This is a genomic window from Streptomyces sp. NPDC056734 (assembly GCF_042790455.1).
In the GTDB taxonomy this organism is placed as follows: Bacteria; Actinomycetota; Actinomycetes; order Streptomycetales; family Streptomycetaceae; genus Streptomyces.
In genome coordinates this window covers 60284-78208 of record NZ_JBHTZD010000030.1, presented here as the reverse complement: position 1 = coordinate 78208, position 17925 = coordinate 60284, and the positions used below count along the sequence as shown (strand labels likewise).

The 17925-nt window shown below is 73.4% G+C and carries 17 protein-coding genes and 1 pseudogene; 11 read left to right on the top strand and 7 right to left on the bottom strand.

Features of this window, described 5'->3' with window-relative positions; genetic code table 11:
- The first annotated feature begins 167 nt into the window (after positions 1 to 167).
- A complete protein-coding gene (locus tag ACFRFC_RS33545) occupies positions 168 to 2543 on the top strand; it encodes a SpoIIE family protein phosphatase (protein WP_382693719.1) in 2376 nt (791 codons plus the stop codon).
- 43 nt (positions 2544 to 2586) lie between these two features.
- Here the strand turns inward: ACFRFC_RS33545 and ACFRFC_RS33540 are convergent, their stop codons facing one another.
- The gene (locus ACFRFC_RS33540; RefSeq protein WP_383112678.1) at positions 2587 to 4389 is read right to left on the bottom strand and encodes a ricin-type beta-trefoil lectin domain protein; all 1803 of its coding nucleotides are present in this window, start codon (positions 4387 to 4389) and stop codon (positions 2587 to 2589) included.
- 325 nt (positions 4390 to 4714) lie between these two features.
- Positions 4715 to 5662 carry a helix-turn-helix transcriptional regulator gene (locus ACFRFC_RS33535; RefSeq protein ID WP_382692475.1) on the bottom strand — a complete coding sequence of 316 codons (948 nt, stop codon included), beginning with the start codon at positions 5660 to 5662 and terminating at the stop codon, positions 4715 to 4717.
- 70 nt (positions 5663 to 5732) lie between these two features.
- On the opposite strand from ACFRFC_RS33535, the gene ACFRFC_RS33530 reads away from it, so the two are divergent.
- Positions 5733 to 6563, top strand: coding sequence for a phytanoyl-CoA dioxygenase family protein (locus ACFRFC_RS33530; protein WP_382692476.1), 831 nt, complete (start codon positions 5733 to 5735; stop codon positions 6561 to 6563).
- Positions 6564 to 6695: 132 nt separating this feature from the next.
- On the opposite strand, the pseudogene ACFRFC_RS33525 reads toward ACFRFC_RS33530, so the two are convergent.
- Both ACFRFC_RS33525 and ACFRFC_RS33520 read right to left on the bottom strand, forming a co-directional pair.
- Positions 6696 to 6881: pseudogene (locus ACFRFC_RS33525) on the bottom strand (flavoprotein); the annotation flags it as partial.
- A 64-nt stretch (positions 6882 to 6945) separates the two neighbouring features.
- Entirely contained in the window at positions 6946 to 7401 is a 456-nt protein-coding gene (locus ACFRFC_RS33520; RefSeq protein WP_382692477.1) for a DUF1348 family protein, read from the bottom strand.
- 96 nt (positions 7402 to 7497) lie between these two features.
- Between ACFRFC_RS33520 and ACFRFC_RS33515 the strand changes: the two genes are divergently transcribed.
- A complete protein-coding gene (locus ACFRFC_RS33515) occupies positions 7498 to 8046 on the top strand; it encodes a TetR/AcrR family transcriptional regulator (RefSeq protein WP_382692544.1) in 549 nt (182 codons plus the stop codon).
- Between the two features lie 2 nt (positions 8047 to 8048).
- On the opposite strand, the gene ACFRFC_RS33510 is transcribed toward ACFRFC_RS33515, so the two are convergent.
- Positions 8049 to 8717: an FMN-dependent NADH-azoreductase gene (locus ACFRFC_RS33510; RefSeq protein ID WP_382692478.1), complete on the bottom strand. Its 669-nt coding sequence runs from the start codon at positions 8715 to 8717 to the stop codon at positions 8049 to 8051.
- A 67-nt stretch (positions 8718 to 8784) separates the two neighbouring features.
- On the opposite strand from ACFRFC_RS33510, the gene ACFRFC_RS33505 reads away from it, so the two are divergent.
- Complete coding sequence (locus ACFRFC_RS33505; RefSeq protein WP_382692479.1) at positions 8785 to 9678, top strand: sigma-70 family RNA polymerase sigma factor; 894 nt, start codon at positions 8785 to 8787, stop codon at positions 9676 to 9678.
- A 485-nt stretch (positions 9679 to 10163) separates the two neighbouring features.
- Here the strand turns inward: ACFRFC_RS33505 and ACFRFC_RS33500 are convergent, their stop codons facing one another.
- On the bottom strand, positions 10164 to 10610 hold the full coding sequence (locus tag ACFRFC_RS33500; RefSeq protein WP_382692480.1) for a nuclear transport factor 2 family protein: 447 nt from the start codon (positions 10608 to 10610) through the stop codon (positions 10164 to 10166).
- 216 nt (positions 10611 to 10826) lie between these two features.
- Between ACFRFC_RS33500 and ACFRFC_RS33495 the strand changes: the two genes are divergently transcribed.
- The 5 genes from ACFRFC_RS33495 (at position 10827) to ACFRFC_RS33475 (ending at position 15108) form a co-directional block, all read left to right on the top strand.
- Positions 10827 to 11273 carry a nitroreductase family deazaflavin-dependent oxidoreductase gene (locus tag ACFRFC_RS33495; RefSeq protein ID WP_382692481.1) on the top strand — a complete coding sequence of 149 codons (447 nt, stop codon included), beginning with the start codon at positions 10827 to 10829 and terminating at the stop codon, positions 11271 to 11273.
- 527 nt (positions 11274 to 11800) lie between these two features.
- Positions 11801 to 12181, top strand: coding sequence for an anti-sigma factor antagonist (locus tag ACFRFC_RS33490; protein WP_382692482.1), 381 nt, complete (start codon positions 11801 to 11803; stop codon positions 12179 to 12181).
- A 156-nt stretch (positions 12182 to 12337) separates the two neighbouring features.
- Positions 12338 to 12997: a DUF4230 domain-containing protein gene (locus tag ACFRFC_RS33485; protein ID WP_382692483.1), complete on the top strand. Its 660-nt coding sequence runs from the start codon at positions 12338 to 12340 to the stop codon at positions 12995 to 12997.
- 79 nt (positions 12998 to 13076) lie between these two features.
- On the top strand, positions 13077 to 13724 hold the full coding sequence (locus tag ACFRFC_RS33480) for a VanZ family protein (RefSeq protein WP_382692484.1): 648 nt from the start codon (positions 13077 to 13079) through the stop codon (positions 13722 to 13724).
- A 130-nt stretch (positions 13725 to 13854) separates the two neighbouring features.
- Positions 13855 to 15108 (top strand): RICIN domain-containing protein, encoded by a 1254-nt coding sequence (locus ACFRFC_RS33475; RefSeq protein ID WP_382692485.1) that lies wholly within the window; start codon positions 13855 to 13857, stop codon positions 15106 to 15108.
- A gap of 3 nt (positions 15109 to 15111) precedes the next feature.
- Here ACFRFC_RS33475 and ACFRFC_RS33470 read toward each other — a convergent pair whose 3' ends face one another.
- Positions 15112 to 15354 (bottom strand): hypothetical protein, encoded by a 243-nt coding sequence (locus ACFRFC_RS33470; protein WP_382692486.1) that lies wholly within the window; start codon positions 15352 to 15354, stop codon positions 15112 to 15114.
- Between the two features lie 191 nt (positions 15355 to 15545).
- On the opposite strand from ACFRFC_RS33470, the gene ACFRFC_RS33465 reads away from it, so the two are divergent.
- The gene (locus tag ACFRFC_RS33465) at positions 15546 to 16592 is read left to right on the top strand and encodes a PHP domain-containing protein (RefSeq protein ID WP_382692487.1); all 1047 of its coding nucleotides are present in this window, start codon (positions 15546 to 15548) and stop codon (positions 16590 to 16592) included.
- 323 nt (positions 16593 to 16915) lie between these two features.
- Positions 16916 to 17884: an SDR family NAD(P)-dependent oxidoreductase gene (locus ACFRFC_RS33460; RefSeq protein ID WP_382692488.1), complete on the top strand. Its 969-nt coding sequence runs from the start codon at positions 16916 to 16918 to the stop codon at positions 17882 to 17884.
- The last annotated feature ends 41 nt before the right edge of the window (positions 17885 to 17925 follow it).

Sequence of the window (17925 nt, the reverse complement as noted above, 5' to 3'; positions counted from 1 at the left end):
ACGGCCGTGCCTCGTACACCGGATCGGCCGGTTCCCCTCCTTGACCTGCCGGGGAATTCCGGTCGGCGGGCCTTGTAGCTTGCCGCTCGGGATGCGACGGAACGCACTACGCTGGAACTCAAGTGACGCACCTGTTCACCGTGAGTGTGCGTGTAGGAGTGGCGCCGATGAGCCCGGACAATCCGTTCGACGATGCCGCGACGGCGCGGGCTGTCATCGACGCCCACGGCGATCTGGTGGAGTGGAACGAAGGGGCCCGCAGGCTGCTGGGCTGGACCGCCGCCGAGGTCGTGGGCCGTCCGGCCGCGGCGCTGCTCGACGGCCCTCCCCCGGCCCCGAAGACCGCGCGCTGGCATGGAACGCTCACTTTGCGCCACCGCGACGGCCGTACGCTCCCGGTGTGGCTGCTCGCCCACCGCCGACGGCCCCAGGAGGGCGGCGCCGTCGAGTATCTGGTGGTCACGCCCCTGGCGGACACCGGGCCCCGTGACCCGGACGACCCGCTGGACACGGCCGTGCTCACCCAGTCGCCCTGTGCCGTCGCCATCTGCGACGAGCAGCTGCGGCTGCGCAACCTCAACGACGCCATGGCCAAGATCATCGGCCTGCCCGCCGAGCACATCCGGGGCCTGCGGCCCGCCGAGGTCGGCGGCACGCCGGAGGCCGAGGACCTGGAGCGGAGGCTGCACGAGGCACTCACCACCGGCGAGGCCCTGGACGTCGAGATGTGGATGCCCGCCGGCGGCACCGACCGGGCGCGGGCCTGGCTCACCCGCATCGCGCCGGTCACCGACGCCCGGGGCCGGGTGCGGGGCGTGTGCCTGGCGGCGCACGACGTCACCGAGAACCACTTCACCCGCGACCGTCTGCAACTCCTCAACGAGGCGAGCGTACGGATCGGCTCCACCCTCGACCTCACCCGCACGGCGCAGGAGCTGGCGGACTTCTGTGTCCCCGTGCTCGCCGATTTCGTCAGCGTCGATCTGCTGGACCCGGAGGACTACGGCGGTGAGCCCCCGCTCCGGCTGACCGCCCCGCTCGATCTGCGCCGCGCCGCCCACCGCTCGATCACCCCGGGCACCCCCGAGGCCACGGTCAAGCCGGGCGAGATCGACCGCTATCCGGCGGCCTCCCCGCACGCCTCCTCGCTGACGGCCGGTCACACGGTCATCGCCTCCGTCGCGGCGGGCGATCTGGATCCCTGGCTGGCCACCGCCGTGCTGCGCAGCGAGCGCGTGCGGCGGATCGGGGTGCACGCCACGATGTCGGTGCCGGTCCGGGCCCGGGGCATCACTCTCGGCGTGGCCGTCTTCACCCGTTTTCGACGCCCCGACCCGTTCACCGAGGACGATGTCCTGCTCGCCGAGGATCTGACCGCGCGGGCCGCGGTCTGTCTGGACAACGCCCGCCGCTACGCGCGCGAGCGGCACACCGCCCTGGCCCTCCAGCGCAGTCTGCTGCCGCGCAACCTGCCCCGCACGGCCGCCGTCGACGCGGCCTCCCGCTATCTGCCGGCCGCGCGGGCCGGGGTCGGCGGTGACTGGTTCGACGTCATCCCGCTGTCCGGGCTGCGGGTCGCCATGGTGGTCGGGGATGTGATCGGGCGGGGCATCAGCGCGTCGGCCACGATGGGCCGGCTGCGCACCGCCGTACGCACCCTCGCCGACATCGATCTCGCGCCCGACGAGCTGCTCACCCACCTCGACGATCTGGTGCTGCGGCTGTCGGAGGAGTCGGCCGGTGAGGCCGCCAACCCGGGTGAGGTGGGGGCCAGTTGTCTGTACGCGGTGTACGACCCGGTGTCGCGGCGCTGCACCATGGCCAGCGCGGGGCATCCGGCGCCGCTGCTGATGCCGCCCGGCGGGGAGCCCAAGGAGGTGGAAGTGCCGGAGGGTCCGGCGCTCGGGGTGAACGGGCTGCCGTTCGAGAACGCGGAGCTGTATCTCGCCGAGGGCAGCGTGCTGGCGTTCTACACGGACGGGCTGCTGGAGTCCAAGGGCCGCCCCCACGCGGAGGGGCTGCGGCTGCTGCGCCGGGCGCTCGCCGACACCGGCGGTTCGCTGGACGAGATCTGCGACCACGTCCTGCACACCCTGCTGCCGCCGGGCGGCTCCTACGACGACGTGGCGCTGCTGCTGGCCCGCACCCGGGGCCTGGCCCCGGCCCGGGTCGCCACCTGGGACATCCCGGCCGACCCCGCGCTGGTCGCCCCGATCCGCAAGCAGGTCGTGCGGCAACTGGGCACCTGGGACCTGGAGCAGGCGTCCTTCACCACCGAACTGGTGGTGAGCGAACTGGTCACCAACGCCATCCGCTACGGCTCGCACCCGATCCGGCTCCGGCTCATCCATGACACGGACACCCTGATCTGCGAGGTGTCCGACACCAGCCACACCGCCCCGCACCTGCGCCGCGCCCGTACCTGGGACGAGGGCGGCCGCGGCCTGCTCCTGGTCGCCCAGCTCACCCAGCGCTGGGGCAGCCGCCACACCCCCGAGGGCAAGACGATCTGGGCGGAACTGGCCCTCCTCGACGAGCCCTGAGCCGAGCCCGGTGCCCGGGGTGCTCCGGCGTGGGTGGTGACGCTCAGCGTCCGCCCCGGCCCCCGCCGTCGCCCCCGCCGCCTCCGCCGTCCCCGCCGCCCCCGTCATGGTCGTCGTCGGATCCGTCGCAGTAGTGGTACGGGTAGCAGGGGTACGCGGTGGAGGGCTGGGCGCTCGGGGGCGGGGTGGTCGCCGGTGGGGTGGCCGGGGGTGGGGTGGTGGTACGGGCGGGCGTGGGGGTCGGCTTCGGTGTGGGGGTGTTGGTGGGCGTGGGGGTGGTCCCGAGTGGGCGGTCCAGGCCGCCGACCGTGTCCCAGTTGACGGCCGCCATCCGCAGATCGGGGCCGGAGGTGTCGAAGACCCAGCGCTGGGCCTGGCCGCCGTCGCGCAGTTTGACCATGAGCGTGCCCGAGCCGTCCGTGGCGGCGGGGGCGAGCGCGAGGTCCTGGTCCCAGCGCGGGATCAGGGCGCCCTGGCGGCTGAAGTCGTAGCGGACGGCCTTGGCGTCGGTGCAGGCGGCGAGCCGTACGGCGTGCCCGATGCGGGAGTCCACGCACAGGCCGGGGTCGGCGGCGCTGCGCAGCAGTCCGTCGGTCTCGTACGACCACTGCTGGGCCAGGTCGTCGCCGCAGGGGGCGAGTTCGGTCCCGGCGTCCTTGGCGACCTGGCCGTCCGCGGCGGTGAGGCAGAGCCCGGAGGCGACGTTGTGGAGCCGGCCGCGGACATCGCTCTCGGGTGCGGAGGCGTTCTCGAAGCCGGACGGGTCGTCGGAGGGTTCGGCCGGGTCGGTGTCGGGGGTCCCGGTGGCGACGGGGGTGCCCTCGCCGGAGCCGTTCGCGGCCCACAGGCCGAGCGGGAGGGCGACGAGCGCGCTGACGGTGAGGAGCGCGGCGGCCCGGTTGCGGCGCCGGGCGGCGGCGCGGCGGGCGGCGACCCGGGGCGCCGGGGGGCGCGGGGCGGGGATCGCGGTCGGGACGGCCGCGAGGGACTCGGCGGCGGGCGCGTGCCGGGGGGCGGGCATGGCGCCGAGGGCGGTGTCCGCCGGGCGGGGCGGGAGGTCGGCGGCGTGGGCCTGCCCGGTGGCGCTCGGGTGGGCGGCACGGGCGGCGACGTAGGGCCGGGCGCCCCAGCCCAGGACCGCCTCGGCGAGGAGGACGCCGAGGTCGGTGTCGAACCGGCGGAGCTGGTCGGCGGCGTTCCGGCAGTGCGGACAGGCGTCGAGGTGGGTGCCGAGGTCGGGGTCGATCCCGGTGCCGCCGCGCCGGCAGGTGACGTCGAGCATCCGGCTGAAGTGGCCGCAGCGCGGGGAGGGCGCGAGTTCGTGGTGGGCCTGGACGCATTCGGCGCGCAGGCGTTCCCTGGTCCGGCGCAGTTCCCTGTCCGCGCCCGCCTCGTCCAGGTCGAGCAGGGCGGCCGGGACCGACAGCGGGTCGGACTCGACCTCGGTGTGCCAGAGCAGACAGCGGGCCGCCTCGGGGAGGCGCTGGAACGCCACCGCGATCAGCCGTCGTTCGGTGGACGGCGGCAGGGGGACCGGCCCGCGCCGGTCGGTGTCGCCGCGCAGTTCGGGGGCGAGCATCGCGCGTCTGCCGTCGGTGCCCCATTCCGCCGCTATGCGGCGTACGGTGATCAGGAGTCGCTGGCGCCACAACGGTGACGGGCCGCCGTGCACCGGCAATTGGCCGAAGAGCCTGGTGAACGCGGCCGTGGTGAGTATTCCGGCGGCCCGGGAACCATCGGTGCACAGACGCGCGTAGGCGAAGGCCGCTGTCCAGTGCCGGTCGAGCAGTTCGCCGACGGGATGGGGAACGGGGTCCGGGGAATTCGACGAACCTGCGTCGAGCACGGCTGCATTCCTCTCAAAAGGACATGCGGCGAACGCAGAGTCCGCGCACCAACTGCGCACACTTTCGCACAGGGCACCAGACGGAACAAGAGACGTCTTCACCTTCCCGAACCTTCCCGAGACCCGGAATTACCGGGCGCGGGAACCTATTTGATCCCGCGTCAATTCATCGGGGGCGGTCCCTATGCACAAGTGCCGTTCACCGGCTCCGGTACCGACAAGAAATCAGCGCTATGTCGACATGGGAATTCGACGTCAATCGTTTTCGGCTGCCGCAGAAGTCCGGGGCGTTTGCGGGGGTGCTTGCGAGGTGTTTGCGGGGTGTTCAGCGGTGCGGCCGGTGGGCGGCCCGGTACGCGCCCGGGGGGACGCCGTAGCGGCGGTGGAAGACCCGGTTGAAGTGGAAGGGGCTGGCGAAGCCCGAGGTCACGGCGACCCGTTCGACGGGCAGATCGCTGCTCTCCAGCAGCCGGGCCGCGTACTGGAGCCGGGTCTCGCGCAGGGCCCGCATCGGGGACTCGCCGAGCTGCTGGGCGAAGAGGTGGGCGAACCGGGAGGGCGAGAGGGCGACGGCGGCGGCCAGGGAGGCGACGGTGTGCGCGGCGCCGGGGTCGGCGGCGATGACGGCCTGCGCGCGCAGCAGCCGTACGTCGATGCCGGGTGCGGTGGGGGCGGCGCGGGCGGTGCCGGTGGCGAGCAGGACCGCTTCCTCCAGCGCGCCCAGGGCCAGCTCGGTGGTCAGGGCGCCGTGCGCGACGGCGACCGTCTCACCGCAGTGCGGTCGCGGGCCGCCGGGTGGCGCGAGGGCGCCGGGTGGCCGGGGCGTGGCGGAGGGGTCGCCGCTCCAGCGGGCGTCGGCGAGCAGCCGCAGGAACGCCGACTCCACCCGGCCGTGCAGTGCGGCCGCGACCGGCGCCACGAGATAGACGCCGTCCCCGGCCTCGTAGGGGCGCAGCCAGCCCAGCCAGGACGCGCGGGCGCGGCAGTGCGCCCACCAGAACCGCCAGTGGCGGGCGCGCGGGGCCACGCTGTAGAGCTGCCGGACGCCCGGCGCGAGCGCCACCAGCTCGCCGGGGCCGGTGCGTACCTCGGTGCCGCCCTGGCGCAGCCGGCCGCGCCCGCCGGTCGTCCAGGTGAACAGCCAGCTGTCGGCGCCGCCGGGCCGGCTGACGGTGTAGCCGGGGCCCTGGTCGTAGTGCCCGGCCACCACCAGGCCGGGCGGCGGGGAGGGATTGCCCGGGGCGGCAGCCACGGACAATTCGTCAGCGCTCATGGACATCCTCCCGTACGGTCCGCCGACCTAGCGTGACGTGTGCAGGGACGCCGGACCGAGGGAGCGCAGCATGACAGCCACGGACAACGGCACCGCCGACACCGCCGGCCCTTCCATCCTGACCCAAACCGAGCTGGCCAGCTTCCAGGACGGCTTCCTGGTGGTACGGGGTCTGTTCGGGTACGCCGAGGTCGATCGGCTGTGCGAGGAGTTCGCGGCGCTGCGCGCGGCCGGTCCGGTGCCGGGGCACTTCGAGCCGGGGCGGGGGGCGCCGGGCGATCCGCTGGCCGAGTATCCGCGGGTGATGCAGCCGCACGAGATCAACGCCCGCGCGCGGGACATGCTGCTGGACGCCCGGTTGCGGACCGTGCTGGAGGTGCTGGTGGGCGAGGAGGTGCTGGCCGCGCAGAGCATGTTCTACTTCAAGCCGCCGGGCGCCCGGGGGCAGGCGCTGCACCAGGACAACTTCTATCTGCGGGTCGAGCCGGGCACCTGTGTGGCGGCGTGGGTGGCCTGTGATGTCATCGACCAGGACAACGGCGGCCTCCAGGTGGTGCCGGGCACCCACCGGATGGACCTGTTCTGTCCGGAGACGGCGGACGAGGAGCTGTCCTTCGCGCGGGAGTACGTGCCGCCGCCGCCCGGTCTGACGCCGGTACCGGTCGACATGGCACCGGGTGATGTCCTGTTCTTCAACGGCAGCCTGGTGCACGGCTCCCAGCCGAACCGCACCGCCGACCGCTTCCGCCGCTCCTTCATCGGCCACTACGTGGGCCGCTCCACGCGGCGCATCGGCGCCTACTACCGCACCCTGACCCTGCGCGGCGAACGGGTCCCGCTCCCGCCGAGCGAGGGGGCGGGCCCGTGCGGGACGGAGTTCACGCCCCGGGGCCCGCACTGAGACGGACCCGCTGCGCTCAGGAAGGGCCCCGGCGTTCGAGCAGGTCGAGGGCGAGCGCCCACCCGAACGCCGGGCGGCGGCCTTCCGGGTCCGGGTCCGGGGCCGTACGCCTCGCGCAGGGTGGCCACGCGTTGGGCGGCGGGACGGGCGGGGATCGCCCGGGCTGCGCCAGGCGGAGCGGATCGGGCGGCCGGTGCGCTCCTCGACGGCGGCGGTGTCGAAGAAGCCGACCGTCATGGCCACGGGCGTGGCGATGACCCCGGCCTCCCAGCCGCGTTCCTGCGCGGCGGCGATCAGCTCACCGACGTCCGCCGCGATCCCGGCGGCACAGACGACGACGTAGCGGAAGGGCTTCTCGCCCGGAACTCGTGAACGTGGGCACCTACTGGACCGGGAAGGACGCCCCGCGTTCCGCTTCCGGGCGGGGGCCGTGGATGCGGCGGTCGTGCTGCTCGATGGGGACGTCGTTGATGCTGGCCTCGCGGCGGGTCATCAGGCCGTGCGTGTCGAACTCCCACAGCTCGTTACCGTACGAGCGCCACCAGCGACCGTCGGCGTCCCGGCACTCGTACTGGAAGCGCACGGCGATGCGGTCGCCGTCGAAGGCCCACAGGTCCTTGCGCAGCGCGTAGTCGATCTCGCGCGCCCATTTGGCGGTGAGGAACGCGGTGATCTCGGCGCGGCCGGTGAGAAAGATGTCGCGGTTGCGCCAGACGGAGTGCTCGGAGTAGGCGAGGGCGACTCTGTGCGGGTCGCGGGTGTTCCAGGCGTCCTCGGCGGCCTGGACCTTCCGGGCGGCGGTCTCGCGGGTGAAGGGCGGCAGGGGCGGGCGGTCCATGGCTGCTCCTCGAAGGTGAGAGAACGTGCGTTCTCCGCTCGTCCGCTACCGTAGAGAACGGTCGTTCTCCAGGTCAAGGAGGGGCAGTCGATGTCGATGGACGGCGCAGCCGCCGTGCGGGAACGGGCGCTGGACGCCGCCGAGGAGCTGTTCTACGGGCGGGGGGTGCGGGCCGTCGGGATGGACGCCGTGCGGTCGGCCTCGGGGCTCTCGCTCAAGCGGCTCTATCAGCTGTTCCCGTCGAAGGAGCTGCTGGTCGAGGCGTATCTGGACCGGCGTGACACGCGCTGGCACGGGCGGCTCGCGGAGTACGTCGAGCGCCGCGAGGACCCGGACGAGCGGATCCTCGCGGTCTACGACTGGCTGGAGATCTGGTTCGCCGAGGAGGGCTTCCGGGGGTGCGCGTGGATCAACGCGTACGGGGAGCTGGGGGCGACCTCCGCCGGGGTGGCCGAGCGGGTGCGGGCGCACAAGGAGGCGTTCCGCGGCCGGCTCGCCGATCTGGTGGCCGGTGCCGGGCGGCCCCCCGCGCTGGTGTGGCCGCTGTTCCTGCTGGCGGAGGGCGCGATGGTCACTGCGGGCATCGAGGGCGGCACCGGGCCGGCCGCCCGCGCCCGGGAGGCGGCCCGGCTGCTGCTGGGCTGAGGTCAGGCCAGCGCCGTGACCGCCTCCCGCGCCCGGGCGAGCGAGCGGGCGGCCAGCTCTTCGAGCCCGGCCAGCTGCGGTATGACGTCGACGCGGGTCAGTTCGGCGGCCACGACACGCAGGTCCGTGACGCCGAGATGGCCGAAGTAGGCACGCAGGTACGGCGTCTGGAAGTCGTAACCCTCGCGCGGGGTGCCGGGGCCGTAGGCGCCGCCCCGGGCCAGCACGGCCACCACCCGGGTCCCGGCCAGCAGGCTCTCGCCGGAGTCGGGGTCGGTGAACGCGCCGGGGAAGGTGATCCGGTCGATCCACGCCTTCAGGGCGGCGGGCACCGAGAAGTTGTACATCGGGACGCCGAGCAGCAGCGTCCGCGCCGCCCGGAGTTCGTCGATCAGGGGGCGGGTGCGGGCCCACTCGCGCTCCTCGGCCGGGTTCGCGATCAGCGCGGGCACCTTGTCCGGCGGGACGAGGCCCTCGCGCTCGACGCGGCGGCCGAGCGTGGTGTAGGCGGCGGTCAGCGGCGGCACCGGATCGGCCGCCAGGTCACGGTGGCGGACCCGGTCACCGTGCCGGGCCCGCCAGGCGGCCACGAACCGCCCGGTGAGCTGCCGGCTCACGGAGTCGGCGGGCGTGTCGGCACTGGCGTCGATGTGCAGCAGGGTCGTGGTCATCTGTGGTCACCTCGATGGTCGTGGGCTCGTCACAGGGGTGACGGGGCACGACAGGGAAAGGTGACCGATGTACGACGACCAGGGCGGCGGAGCCGGTGAGCTGGCGCGGCGGTTCGAGGAGCAGCGCGGGCGGCTGCGGGCGGTCGCGTACCGGATGCTGGGCTCGCCGGACGAGGCGGACGACGCGGTCCAGGAGGCGTGGCTGCGGCTGAGCCGGACCGGCGCCGAGGGGATCGGCAATCTGGCGGGCTGGCTGACGACGGTCGTGTCCAGGGTGTGCCTGGACATGCTGCGGGCGCGGGCCGCCCGGCGCGAGGAGCCGTACGGGACGCCCGCCCCGGAGCCCGGCGGGGGCGGCGGGAACGTGCCCGAGGAGGAGGCGGTGCTGGCGGACTCGGTGGGGCTGGCGCTGCTGGTGGTGCTGGCGCGGCTGAACCCGGCCGAGCGGGTGGCGTTCGTGCTGCACGATCTGTTCGCGGTGCCGTTCGAGGACATCGCCCCGATCGTGGACCGCTCGCTGCCGGCCGCGAAGAAGCTGGCCAGCCGGGCCCGGCACAAGGTACGGGGCACCTCCGGGGTGCCCGGCGCGGAACTCGACCGGCACCGGCGGGTCGTCGAGGCGTTCCTCGCCGCCGCGCGGGGCGGTGACACGGCCGCGCTGCTCGCGGTGCTCGCGCCCGAGGTGGTGCGCCGCGCCGACCCGGCCGCGCTGCCGCCCGGCATGCCGGTGGAGCTGCGCGGCGCCCGCGCGGTCGCGGAGGGCACGGTGCTGCTGCGGGAACGGGCCCGGTCCGGGGCGGTCGCCCTGATCGACGGCACGGTCGGCATCGTCGTGGCCCCGGGCGGCCGGCTGCTGTCCGTGCTCCGGGTGGTGGTGACGGGGGAGCGCATCGCGTCGTACGAGGTGATCGCGGATCCGGGGCGGTTGGGGGAGGTCGAGGTGGGGGTGCTTGGGGGGTAGGGGGGTGGGAGGTGGGCAGTGGGGGGGTGGGGGCGGGCGGCCTGGATCGCGTGTCGGGGGTGGGGGTGGGGTGTGGGGTGCGCTCGGGGGGGGCGGTACCGGTGCCGGGTCGGGGTCGGCGCGTTCGCCGCCTTCGCGAGCCGGCAACTGCTGCTCGCGAGCGGCGGGGCGGGCTGGGCTGGGCCTTGATGGGCCGGGCGTCGGCCGGTCACCGGGGCCGGCTGGTGTCCGCGCTGCTGTCGAGCGGGGTGACGTTGGCACTGGCGGTGCGGATGGTGCTGGCGCCGGGATGGCGGGCGGATCGGCGTGGATCGGCGGGGCCGGTGCAGCTCGGCGGGGCCCGGTGTCGCTCGGCGAGGCAGGGCTGGACTGGGCGAGGCAGCGCTGGGCTGGGCTGGACTGGGCTGGGCAGGGCAGGGCAGGGCTGGACTGGGCAGGGCGACCGTACCGACGCCGACGTGTCTGGTGAAGTGGCCCGGCAGGGCTCAGTGGGGGTCGTCCGGGGTGAAGGCTCGGGCGACGGCGAGGCTGTCCTCGTACACATGGTGGCGTACGACCTTGCCGTCCTCGACGGTCAGGTGGAGGGCGAACCGGGCGCGGTAGGCGCGGCCGGTGGCGGCGGCGGTCTGGCGGATCTCGCCGAGGACCACGGCGTCGGCGCCGTCCACCAGGATCCGCTCGACCCGGGTGTCGACCGCTTCGGGCACATGGTGGGCGGCCAGCTCGCGGAAGTGGGCGGCGGCGTCGGCGCGGGAGCGGCGCTCGCGGATCCAGGGGGTGTCGGCGCGGCAGTGCTCGTCCTCGGGCCAGCTCAGCCGCCAGTCGGACGTCTCGGCGTACAGCTCGGCGATGTGCTCCGGGTCGCCGGTGCCGATCCGGCGCAGCAGTTCCGCCACCACGGTGCGGGTGGTCGTGTCGCTGGCCATGGTCATGGCCCCTCCCCTGTCGTCGTGCGATGTTGATCGAGGTTGATCGGATCGAGGTGGTCACCACTGTGCCGGACGGGCCTCGGGCGGTCGATGACGTCCGGGGTAATGGCGGTCGGCCGGAACGGCCCCGGGCGCCGGATGAATCGGGCGCGGGCCGGTGTTGGAGCGACAAGGTGCGCCGCCGGAAAGCCGCACGGCGGCGGGAAGGGACGGAAAGTCATGCCTCTGGAAGGCGAGTACGAGCCGAGTCCGCAGAAGTGGGTGGAGGACCAGGTCGCGCTGTACGAGCGCACCGGCGGGGCCGAGGGCAACCACCAGCCCGGCGGTGATCTGCCGGTGGTGATCCTCACCAGTCTGGGCGCCAAGAGCGGCAAGATCCGCAAGACGCCGTTGATGCGGGTGGAGCACGACGGGACCTATGTCGTGGTCGCCTCGCTGGGCGGCGCCCCCCAGCACCCGGTCTGGTACCACAACCTGAAGGCCGAGCCACGGGTCGAGCTTCAGGACGGGCCCAGGAAGCGGGACATGGTCGCCCGTGAGCTGTCCGGCGCGGAGCGCGAGCAGTGGTGGGAGCGTGCGGTCGCCGCGTATCCGCCGTACGCCGACTACCAGCTGAAGACGGACCGGGTGCTTCCGCTGTTCGTGGTGGAGCCGGTCGACGGATGATGCGGGTGGGGCGGCCCGGGGAGCGGAAGCGAACTCTCCGCGCCGGGCGCGCATAAATCTGTGTCCACCGGGCAGTCCAGTGTCAGGCCCCGCCGCGTTCCCCCGTCGCGGCGGGGCCTCTTTGTGCCGTCAGCCGGGAGGGGCGTGGCGCGTGCGCGTGGTGGCACGGCGGTTGCCGAAGGGGCCAGGGGGACGATCCGGGTGCCGTGGCGCTCGGCACGGTCGTCGCCCGGGCCTGTTCCGTACGGCCGCGGCGGGTGCGGTGCGACCGGCCGGCGGCGGGCGGGCGCGCTCCGGCGCGCGGTGGGGCGTGAGCGTCTCCCGCCCGGCCCGCGCGGCGCTCGGCACCGGGCGACTTCACCTCCGGGAGCGCGGAGTTCACCCCCAAGAGCAGAGAACTCGCTCTCAATTCGGCGACATATGTCAATCGAACATGCTGAAATTCCTCCTAACGAGGGTAACTTGCAGGGCAAAGAACGGTGTTGGGCCGAGCCCCGCGGGTTCAGCAGGTAGGAGGCGATGTCGTCGTGCAGCAGGACCCCGCGCCGCTCACCCGGCATCTGCTCGTCCACCGGGTGCGCGGCCACACCGTCGTGGAGTTCCGGGGCGAGATCGACATCGCGGCGGCGGCGGAGATCGCCCCGCACCTGGACGCCGTCACCGCGCGCCCCGGCTCGCTCATCGTCCTCGACCTGACGCGGGTGGAGTTCTTCGACTGCTCGGGGCTGCGGCTGCTGTACCGGGCCCGCTCCCGGGTCCTGGACCGTGATGGCCGGCTCCAGCTGGTCTGCGTCCACCCGCTGACCCTGCGCGTGCTGCGGGTGACCGGCCTGTCCCGGCTGCTGCCGCCCCGGCCGACCCTGGAGGCGGCGCTGGAACGTCCCGGCGCCGCGTCCGGCTCCATCTGACCCGCCTCGCCCGGTTCTCCCCGCCTTCGCCTCCACGCCCGGCAACCGGCCCCTCCCGTACCGCCCGTTCGGCGGCAAAGCGCCCGAGGCGTCAACCCGCCGGTATGCCGGGGGACTTGTGTGGGCATCCGGAAGGGAGGAAGGAGGGTCATCGACATGTCGACTTCCCTCAGGCGCCTCCCCGGCCGGATGCCCGGCTGGGCCAAGGTGGCGAGCGTCGTGGTGCTGGTGCTCGCCGTGCTGTTCGCCGGGCTCCGGCTGAGTGTGCCCGGACTCAAGGATGTGTTCGGCACCGAGACCCAGGACCGCTCCGGCCCTGCCCTGCTCCAGTCCATCCAGGACATGAGCCGCTACGACGCCGCCTCCGGCAACTTCCAGGTCGTGGTGGACCTGGAGCAGGACGCCAAGCTGCTGCCCGACGCCATCCGCGGCACCCGCACGCTGTACGTCGGCGCGGGCACCGTCGACGCCTATGTCGACCTCGGCGAGGTCGGCGAGGACGACGTCACGGTCGATGCGGACCGCACGTCGGCCACGCTCCGGCTGCCGCACGCCGCGCTCGGCACCCCGGCCCTCGACCCCGACCGCTCCTACGCCGTCTCCAAGGAGCGCGGGCTCCTCGACCGCCTCGGCGACCTCTTCTCCGACAACCCGAACAGCGAACAGGCCGTGCAGCAGCTCGCCGTGCAGCACATCGGCGACGCGGCGAAGGAGAGCGGGCTCACCGCCCGCGCCGAGGACAACACCACCGCGATGCTGCAAGGGCTGCTGCGCTCACTCGGCTTCGAGGCGGTACGCGTGACGTACGGCGACTGAACCGCCGTACGCCCGGTGCCAGGCAGTCGACGACTGCCGTACGCCCGGCGCCAGGCAGTCGACGACTGGAGGAACCCTCATGTCCCGTGCAGCCGCACGTCTCCGGCTCCCGCAGCGCACCCGCGCCCGCGCCCGCGCCCGCGCCGAGAAGGCGAAACCGTCACCCGGCGGTACGGGACAGAAGGCGTCCGGCGCCGCCGAGCGCACGCCCGCCCCCGCCCGTGATGCCGAGCGCACGCCCGCCCGTGGTGCCGGGCGCTCGGCGCGGCGGTATCTCCGGCTGCTGCTGCGGCTGCTCACCGTCGCCTGCGCGTTCGTGTTGATGGTGGGCTTCGCGGTGGTGCTCGCCCGGCTCACCCTTCAGCCCTCCCCCGCCTCGGAGACGCTCACCCACACCAATCTGCGCCCCGGCCGTTCCCTCATGGCCTATCTGGACCAGCCCGAACTGCGGGACGCGGCCCGGCAGATCGGCGGCAATCTGCTGCTCGGCGTTCCGTTCGGGGTGCTGGTGCCGGTGGTGGCGCCGAAGGCACGCGGGATGCTGCGCGTCCTGCTGCTCACCGCCACCGTGATGCTGCTGGTGGAGCTGGTGCAGGGATCGATGATCACCGGGCGGGCCTTCGACATCGACGACGTGATGCTCAACAGCGCGGGGGCGCTGGCCGGTTATCTGCTGCTCGGCCGGCGACTGGGCCGGGCCGTTCACACCCCGGGGCGCGGACAGTGAGGTGCGAACGCTGGTCCGGACCAGAGTCTTGACGGTCCCTTTTCTCATTACTTAAATCAAGGGCGACCTCTCTATCCCCCACATCGGTGGGCATGCCCGCCCCATCGGGCTGCCCACGGAAGGGAGAGCCGTGGCCACTCCACGACTGCTCCGCAGATGTCTGCTCGCCGCGCTGTCCGCCGTCATGGTCGGTTCGGCCGCCGTCGCCACCACCCCCGCACAGGCCCAGGCCGAGGCCGAGGCTCCGATCGGAGCCCAGGCCGTGGTCTTCTCCGACACCTTCGACGGGCCGGCCGGCGCCGCCGTCAACGGTGCGAACTGGCAGATCGAGACCGGCGACAACGTCAACAACCATGAGCGCCAGTACTACACGGCGGGCAACGCCAACGCGGCCCTCAACGGCCAGGGCCAGCTGGTGATCACCGCCCGCCGCGAGAACCCGAACAACTACCAGTGCTGGTACGGCCAGTGCGAGTACACCTCGGCCCGGCTGAACACCGCCGGGAAGTTCACCGCCCAGTACGGACACGTCGAGGCCCGCCTCAAGGTGCCGCGCGGACAGGGCATGTGGCCCGCGTTCTGGATGCTCGGCAACGACCTGGGCCAGGTCGGCTGGCCCAACTCGGGCGAGATCGACATCATGGAGAACGTCGGCTTCGAGCCCTCCACCGTCCACGGCACGCTCCACGGCCCCGGCTACTCCGGCGCCGGCGGCATCGGCGCGGCCTACTCGCTGCCCGGCGGCCAGGCGTTCGCGGACGGCTTCCACACCTTCGCCGTCGACTGGGCGCCCGACGCGATCACCTGGTCCGTGGACGGCACCGTCTACCAGCGGCGCACCCCGGCCGATCTCGGCGGCAACCCGTGGGTGTTCAACAAGCCGTTCTTCCTGATCCTGAACCTCGCGGTGGGCGGCTACTGGCCGGGCGACCCGGACGGCTCGACGGTCTTCCCGCAGCAGCTCGTGGTGGACCATGTGTCGGTGACGACCAGCGACTCCGGCACCGGCTCGGCGCTGCGGGGCCTGGCCGGCAAGTGCGCCGACGTGGCGGCCGCCAACTCCGCGAACGGCACCCCCGTACAGCTCTACGACTGCAACGGCAGCACCGCGCAGCGCTGGACCGTGGGGTCGGACGGCACCATCCGGGCGCTCGGCAAGTGCCTGGACGCCACCGGGGGCGGGACCGCCGACGGCACGCAGCTCCAGCTGTGGGACTGCAATGGCTCCGGCGCCCAGAGATGGACGGTCAGCGGCGCACAGGACATCGTGAACATCCAGGCCAACAAGTGCATGGATGTGACCGGAGCCAACTCCGCCAACGGCACCCGGCTCCAGCTGTGGACCTGCAACGGCACCGCCGCCCAGAAGTGGACCGTCGGGTGAGCCTCAGGTCCGGCGTGTCGTCCAGGTGAACTTGTCACCGCCGACCCAGCGGACCACGTCCGGGTCGTCCAGGTCCCGGATGGTGATGCCCCAGTCGGCGGCCACTTCGAGCACGTCGATGACGGTCTTCGCCGCACCGACCACCTCACCGTCGATCTCCACGATGCGGAACGGCGGGGTGCCCGGCTGCACTCCGAGCACCAGGATCCGCGGTTGGGAAATGCGCGGACTGTCTACTTCGGTCATGTCTAGAGCGTAGAGCGCATTCGGCCGGAACGATCTGTCGATCGGGCCCGATCGGTACCCCCGGTCGGGCCTGATCCGGGCACGCCCCGCTCTTCCTCCCGTAGGCTCACCCTCCCCCTCCCCTCCGCTCCCCTCCCCCTCCGCCGTGCGCCGCTCCCCGTGGTGCGGAACCCTGGGGGCAGGAGGTGGCGATGGATCCCGTCGAGGCCCTGGAGCGGATCGCCTTCCTGCTGGAGCGGTCGCTGGCGCCCGCCTACCGGGTCCGTGCCTTCCGTACCGCCGCCCGGGTGCTCACCGGCCTGGGTCCGGACGAGGTACGGCGGCGGGCGGAGGCCGGGACGCTGGAGAGACTCAAGGGTGTCGGACCGAAGACCGCCCAGGTGGCCCAGGAGGCGCTCGCCGGGCAGGTCCCGGGCTATCTGGCGAAACTGGAGGACGAGGCGGCGGCCGAGCCGCGTCCCGAGCGGGGCCGGGAGCTGCGGGCGCTGCTGCGCGGCGACTGCCATCTGCACTCCGACTGGTCGGACGGCGGCAGCCCGATCGAGGAGATGGGGCGGACGGCCGCCGCGCTGGGCCATGAGTGGGCGGCGCTGACCGATCACTCTCCGCGACTGACCGTGGCGCGCGGGCTCAGCCCCGGGCGGCTGCGTGAACAGCTCGATGTGATCGACGCCCTGAACGCGACCTGGGCGCCCTTCCGGCTGCTCACCGGCATCGAGTGCGACATCAACGAGGACGGCTCGCTGGACCAGGAACCCGAGCTGCTGGAGCGGCTCGACGTGGTCGTGGTGTCGGTCCACTCCAAGCTGCGGATGGACGCCCGCGCGATGACCCGGCGGATGGTGGCCGCCGTACGCGATCCGCGGTCCGACGTCCTCGGGCACTGCACCGGGCGGCTGCTGATCGGGCGGGACGGCGGGCGGCCCCGGCCGCCGTCGCAGTTCGACGCGGACGAGGTGTTCGCCGCGTGTGCCGAGACCGGGACGGCCGTGGAGATCAACAGCCGGCCCGAGCGGCTCGACCCGCCCCGGCCGCTGCTGCGCCGGGCCGTGGCGGCGGGCACGCTGTTCTCCATCGACACCGACGCCCACGCGCCGGGCCAGCTGGACTGGCAGCTCCTGGGGTGCGCGCGGGCGGAGGAGTGCGAGGTGCCCGCCGAACGGGTGGTCACCACCTGGTCGCGGGAGGAACTGCTGGCCTGGACGCGGGAGGGGCGGGTACCCGCCGGGGTACGGTGACGCAGCTCACCGGAGGGCGGGATCGGGGGGCGGGAACAGTCAGGGGTGGTTCTCCGTTGAAGCGACTGTGGGTGTGCGTGGGACAGTGACCCCGGGCCTCATCATTTCGCCCACAGGGACGATCGTTCGGCTGAAGCCCTGTGGAGCCCCGCGCCGGGAGGCGACCGCCACGCGCGCCCACCTCTGAGCCGCCCCGACCGTGGTTCCCCCGTCACGGTCGGGGCTTTTCCTGCTCGCTTTCCGTGCTCGCGTTCCCTGCTCGCTTTCCCTGCTCCGGGGGCTTGTGTTGACTTCGAGTGCGCTCCAGTCCGTAGCGTTCGGTCATGACCACTGCACAGCACAGGATCGGGTCGGGCTTCGGTGCCCGTACCACCGCCGACGAGGTTCTCCGGGGCATCGATCTGACGGGGAGGCTCGCCGTCGTCACGGGCGGCTACTCGGGTCTGGGTCTGGAGACCACGCGTTCCTTGGTCCGGGCCGGCGCCCGGGTCGTCGTACCGGCCCGGAGACCGGACCCGGCGCGAGCGGCCCTGGCGGGGCTGGACGGCGTCGAGGTCGACGAGCTGGATCTGGGCGACCTGGAGAGTGTGCGCGGCTTCGCGGAGCGGTTCCTGGCCTCCGGACGGACCATCGACCTGGTGATCGGCAACGCGGGGATCATGGCGACCCCGGAGACCCGGGTGGGTCCCGGCTGGGAGGCGCAGTTCGCGACCAACCACCTCGGCCACTTCGCCCTGGTCAGCCGGCTGTGGCCGGCCATCGAGCCGGGTGGGGCGCGGGTGGTGTCGGTGTCCTCGCGCGGCCATCACGCGTCCGGCATCCACTGGGACGACATCGACTGGCAGGAGAGCTACGACAAGTGGCTCGCCTATGGACAGGCCAAGACCGCCAACGCGCTCTTCGCCGTCCATCTCGACCGGCTCGCGCGCGATCGCGGGGTCCGGGCCTTCGCCCTGCACCCGGGGGCCATCGTCACCCCGCTCCAGCGCCACCTGGTCCCCCAGGAGCTGGTCGAGCGCGGCTGGCTCGACGAGCACGGCGAACCCATCGACCCCGACGCCTTCAAGACCCCGCAGCAGGGCGCGGCGACCCAGGTGTGGGCGGCGGCCTCGCCCCAGCTGGACGGCATGGGCGGCGTCTATCTGGAGGACTGCGACATCGCCGAGCCCGCCCCGGCCGACGGTGAGCGGACCGGCGTCAAGCAGTGGGCGATCGACCCGGAGCAGGCGGCCCGGCTGTGGACCCTGTCCGCCGAGCGCACGGGCGTCGACGCCTTCACCGACCGGGGCTGAGCCCTGCCGGGCCTGGGCCCGGTGAGGGACCTGGGCCCGGT

Coding starts and splice junctions, on each gene's coding strand:
- ACFRFC_RS33545 (WP_382693719.1), top strand. CDS start 168: ATGAGCCCGGACAATCCGTTCGACGATGCCGCGACGGCGCGGGCTGTC.
- ACFRFC_RS33535 (WP_382692475.1), bottom strand. CDS start 5,662: ATGAGCGCTGACGAATTGTCCGTGGCTGCCGCCCCGGGCAATCCCTCC.
- ACFRFC_RS33530 (WP_382692476.1), top strand. CDS start 5,733: ATGACAGCCACGGACAACGGCACCGCCGACACCGCCGGCCCTTCCATC.
- ACFRFC_RS33520 (WP_382692477.1), bottom strand. CDS start 7,401: ATGGACCGCCCGCCCCTGCCGCCCTTCACCCGCGAGACCGCCGCCCGG.
- ACFRFC_RS33515 (WP_382692544.1), top strand. CDS start 7,498: ATGGACGGCGCAGCCGCCGTGCGGGAACGGGCGCTGGACGCCGCCGAG.
- ACFRFC_RS33510 (WP_382692478.1), bottom strand. CDS start 8,717: ATGACCACGACCCTGCTGCACATCGACGCCAGTGCCGACACGCCCGCC.
- ACFRFC_RS33505 (WP_382692479.1), top strand. CDS start 8,785: ATGTACGACGACCAGGGCGGCGGAGCCGGTGAGCTGGCGCGGCGGTTC.
- ACFRFC_RS33500 (WP_382692480.1), bottom strand. CDS start 10,610: ATGACCATGGCCAGCGACACGACCACCCGCACCGTGGTGGCGGAACTG.
- ACFRFC_RS33495 (WP_382692481.1), top strand. CDS start 10,827: ATGCCTCTGGAAGGCGAGTACGAGCCGAGTCCGCAGAAGTGGGTGGAG.
- ACFRFC_RS33485 (WP_382692483.1), top strand. CDS start 12,338: ATGTCGACTTCCCTCAGGCGCCTCCCCGGCCGGATGCCCGGCTGGGCC.
- ACFRFC_RS33480 (WP_382692484.1), top strand. CDS start 13,077: ATGTCCCGTGCAGCCGCACGTCTCCGGCTCCCGCAGCGCACCCGCGCC.
- ACFRFC_RS33470 (WP_382692486.1), bottom strand. CDS start 15,354: ATGACCGAAGTAGACAGTCCGCGCATTTCCCAACCGCGGATCCTGGTG.
- ACFRFC_RS33465 (WP_382692487.1), top strand. CDS start 15,546: ATGGATCCCGTCGAGGCCCTGGAGCGGATCGCCTTCCTGCTGGAGCGG.
- ACFRFC_RS33460 (WP_382692488.1), top strand. CDS start 16,916: ATGACCACTGCACAGCACAGGATCGGGTCGGGCTTCGGTGCCCGTACC.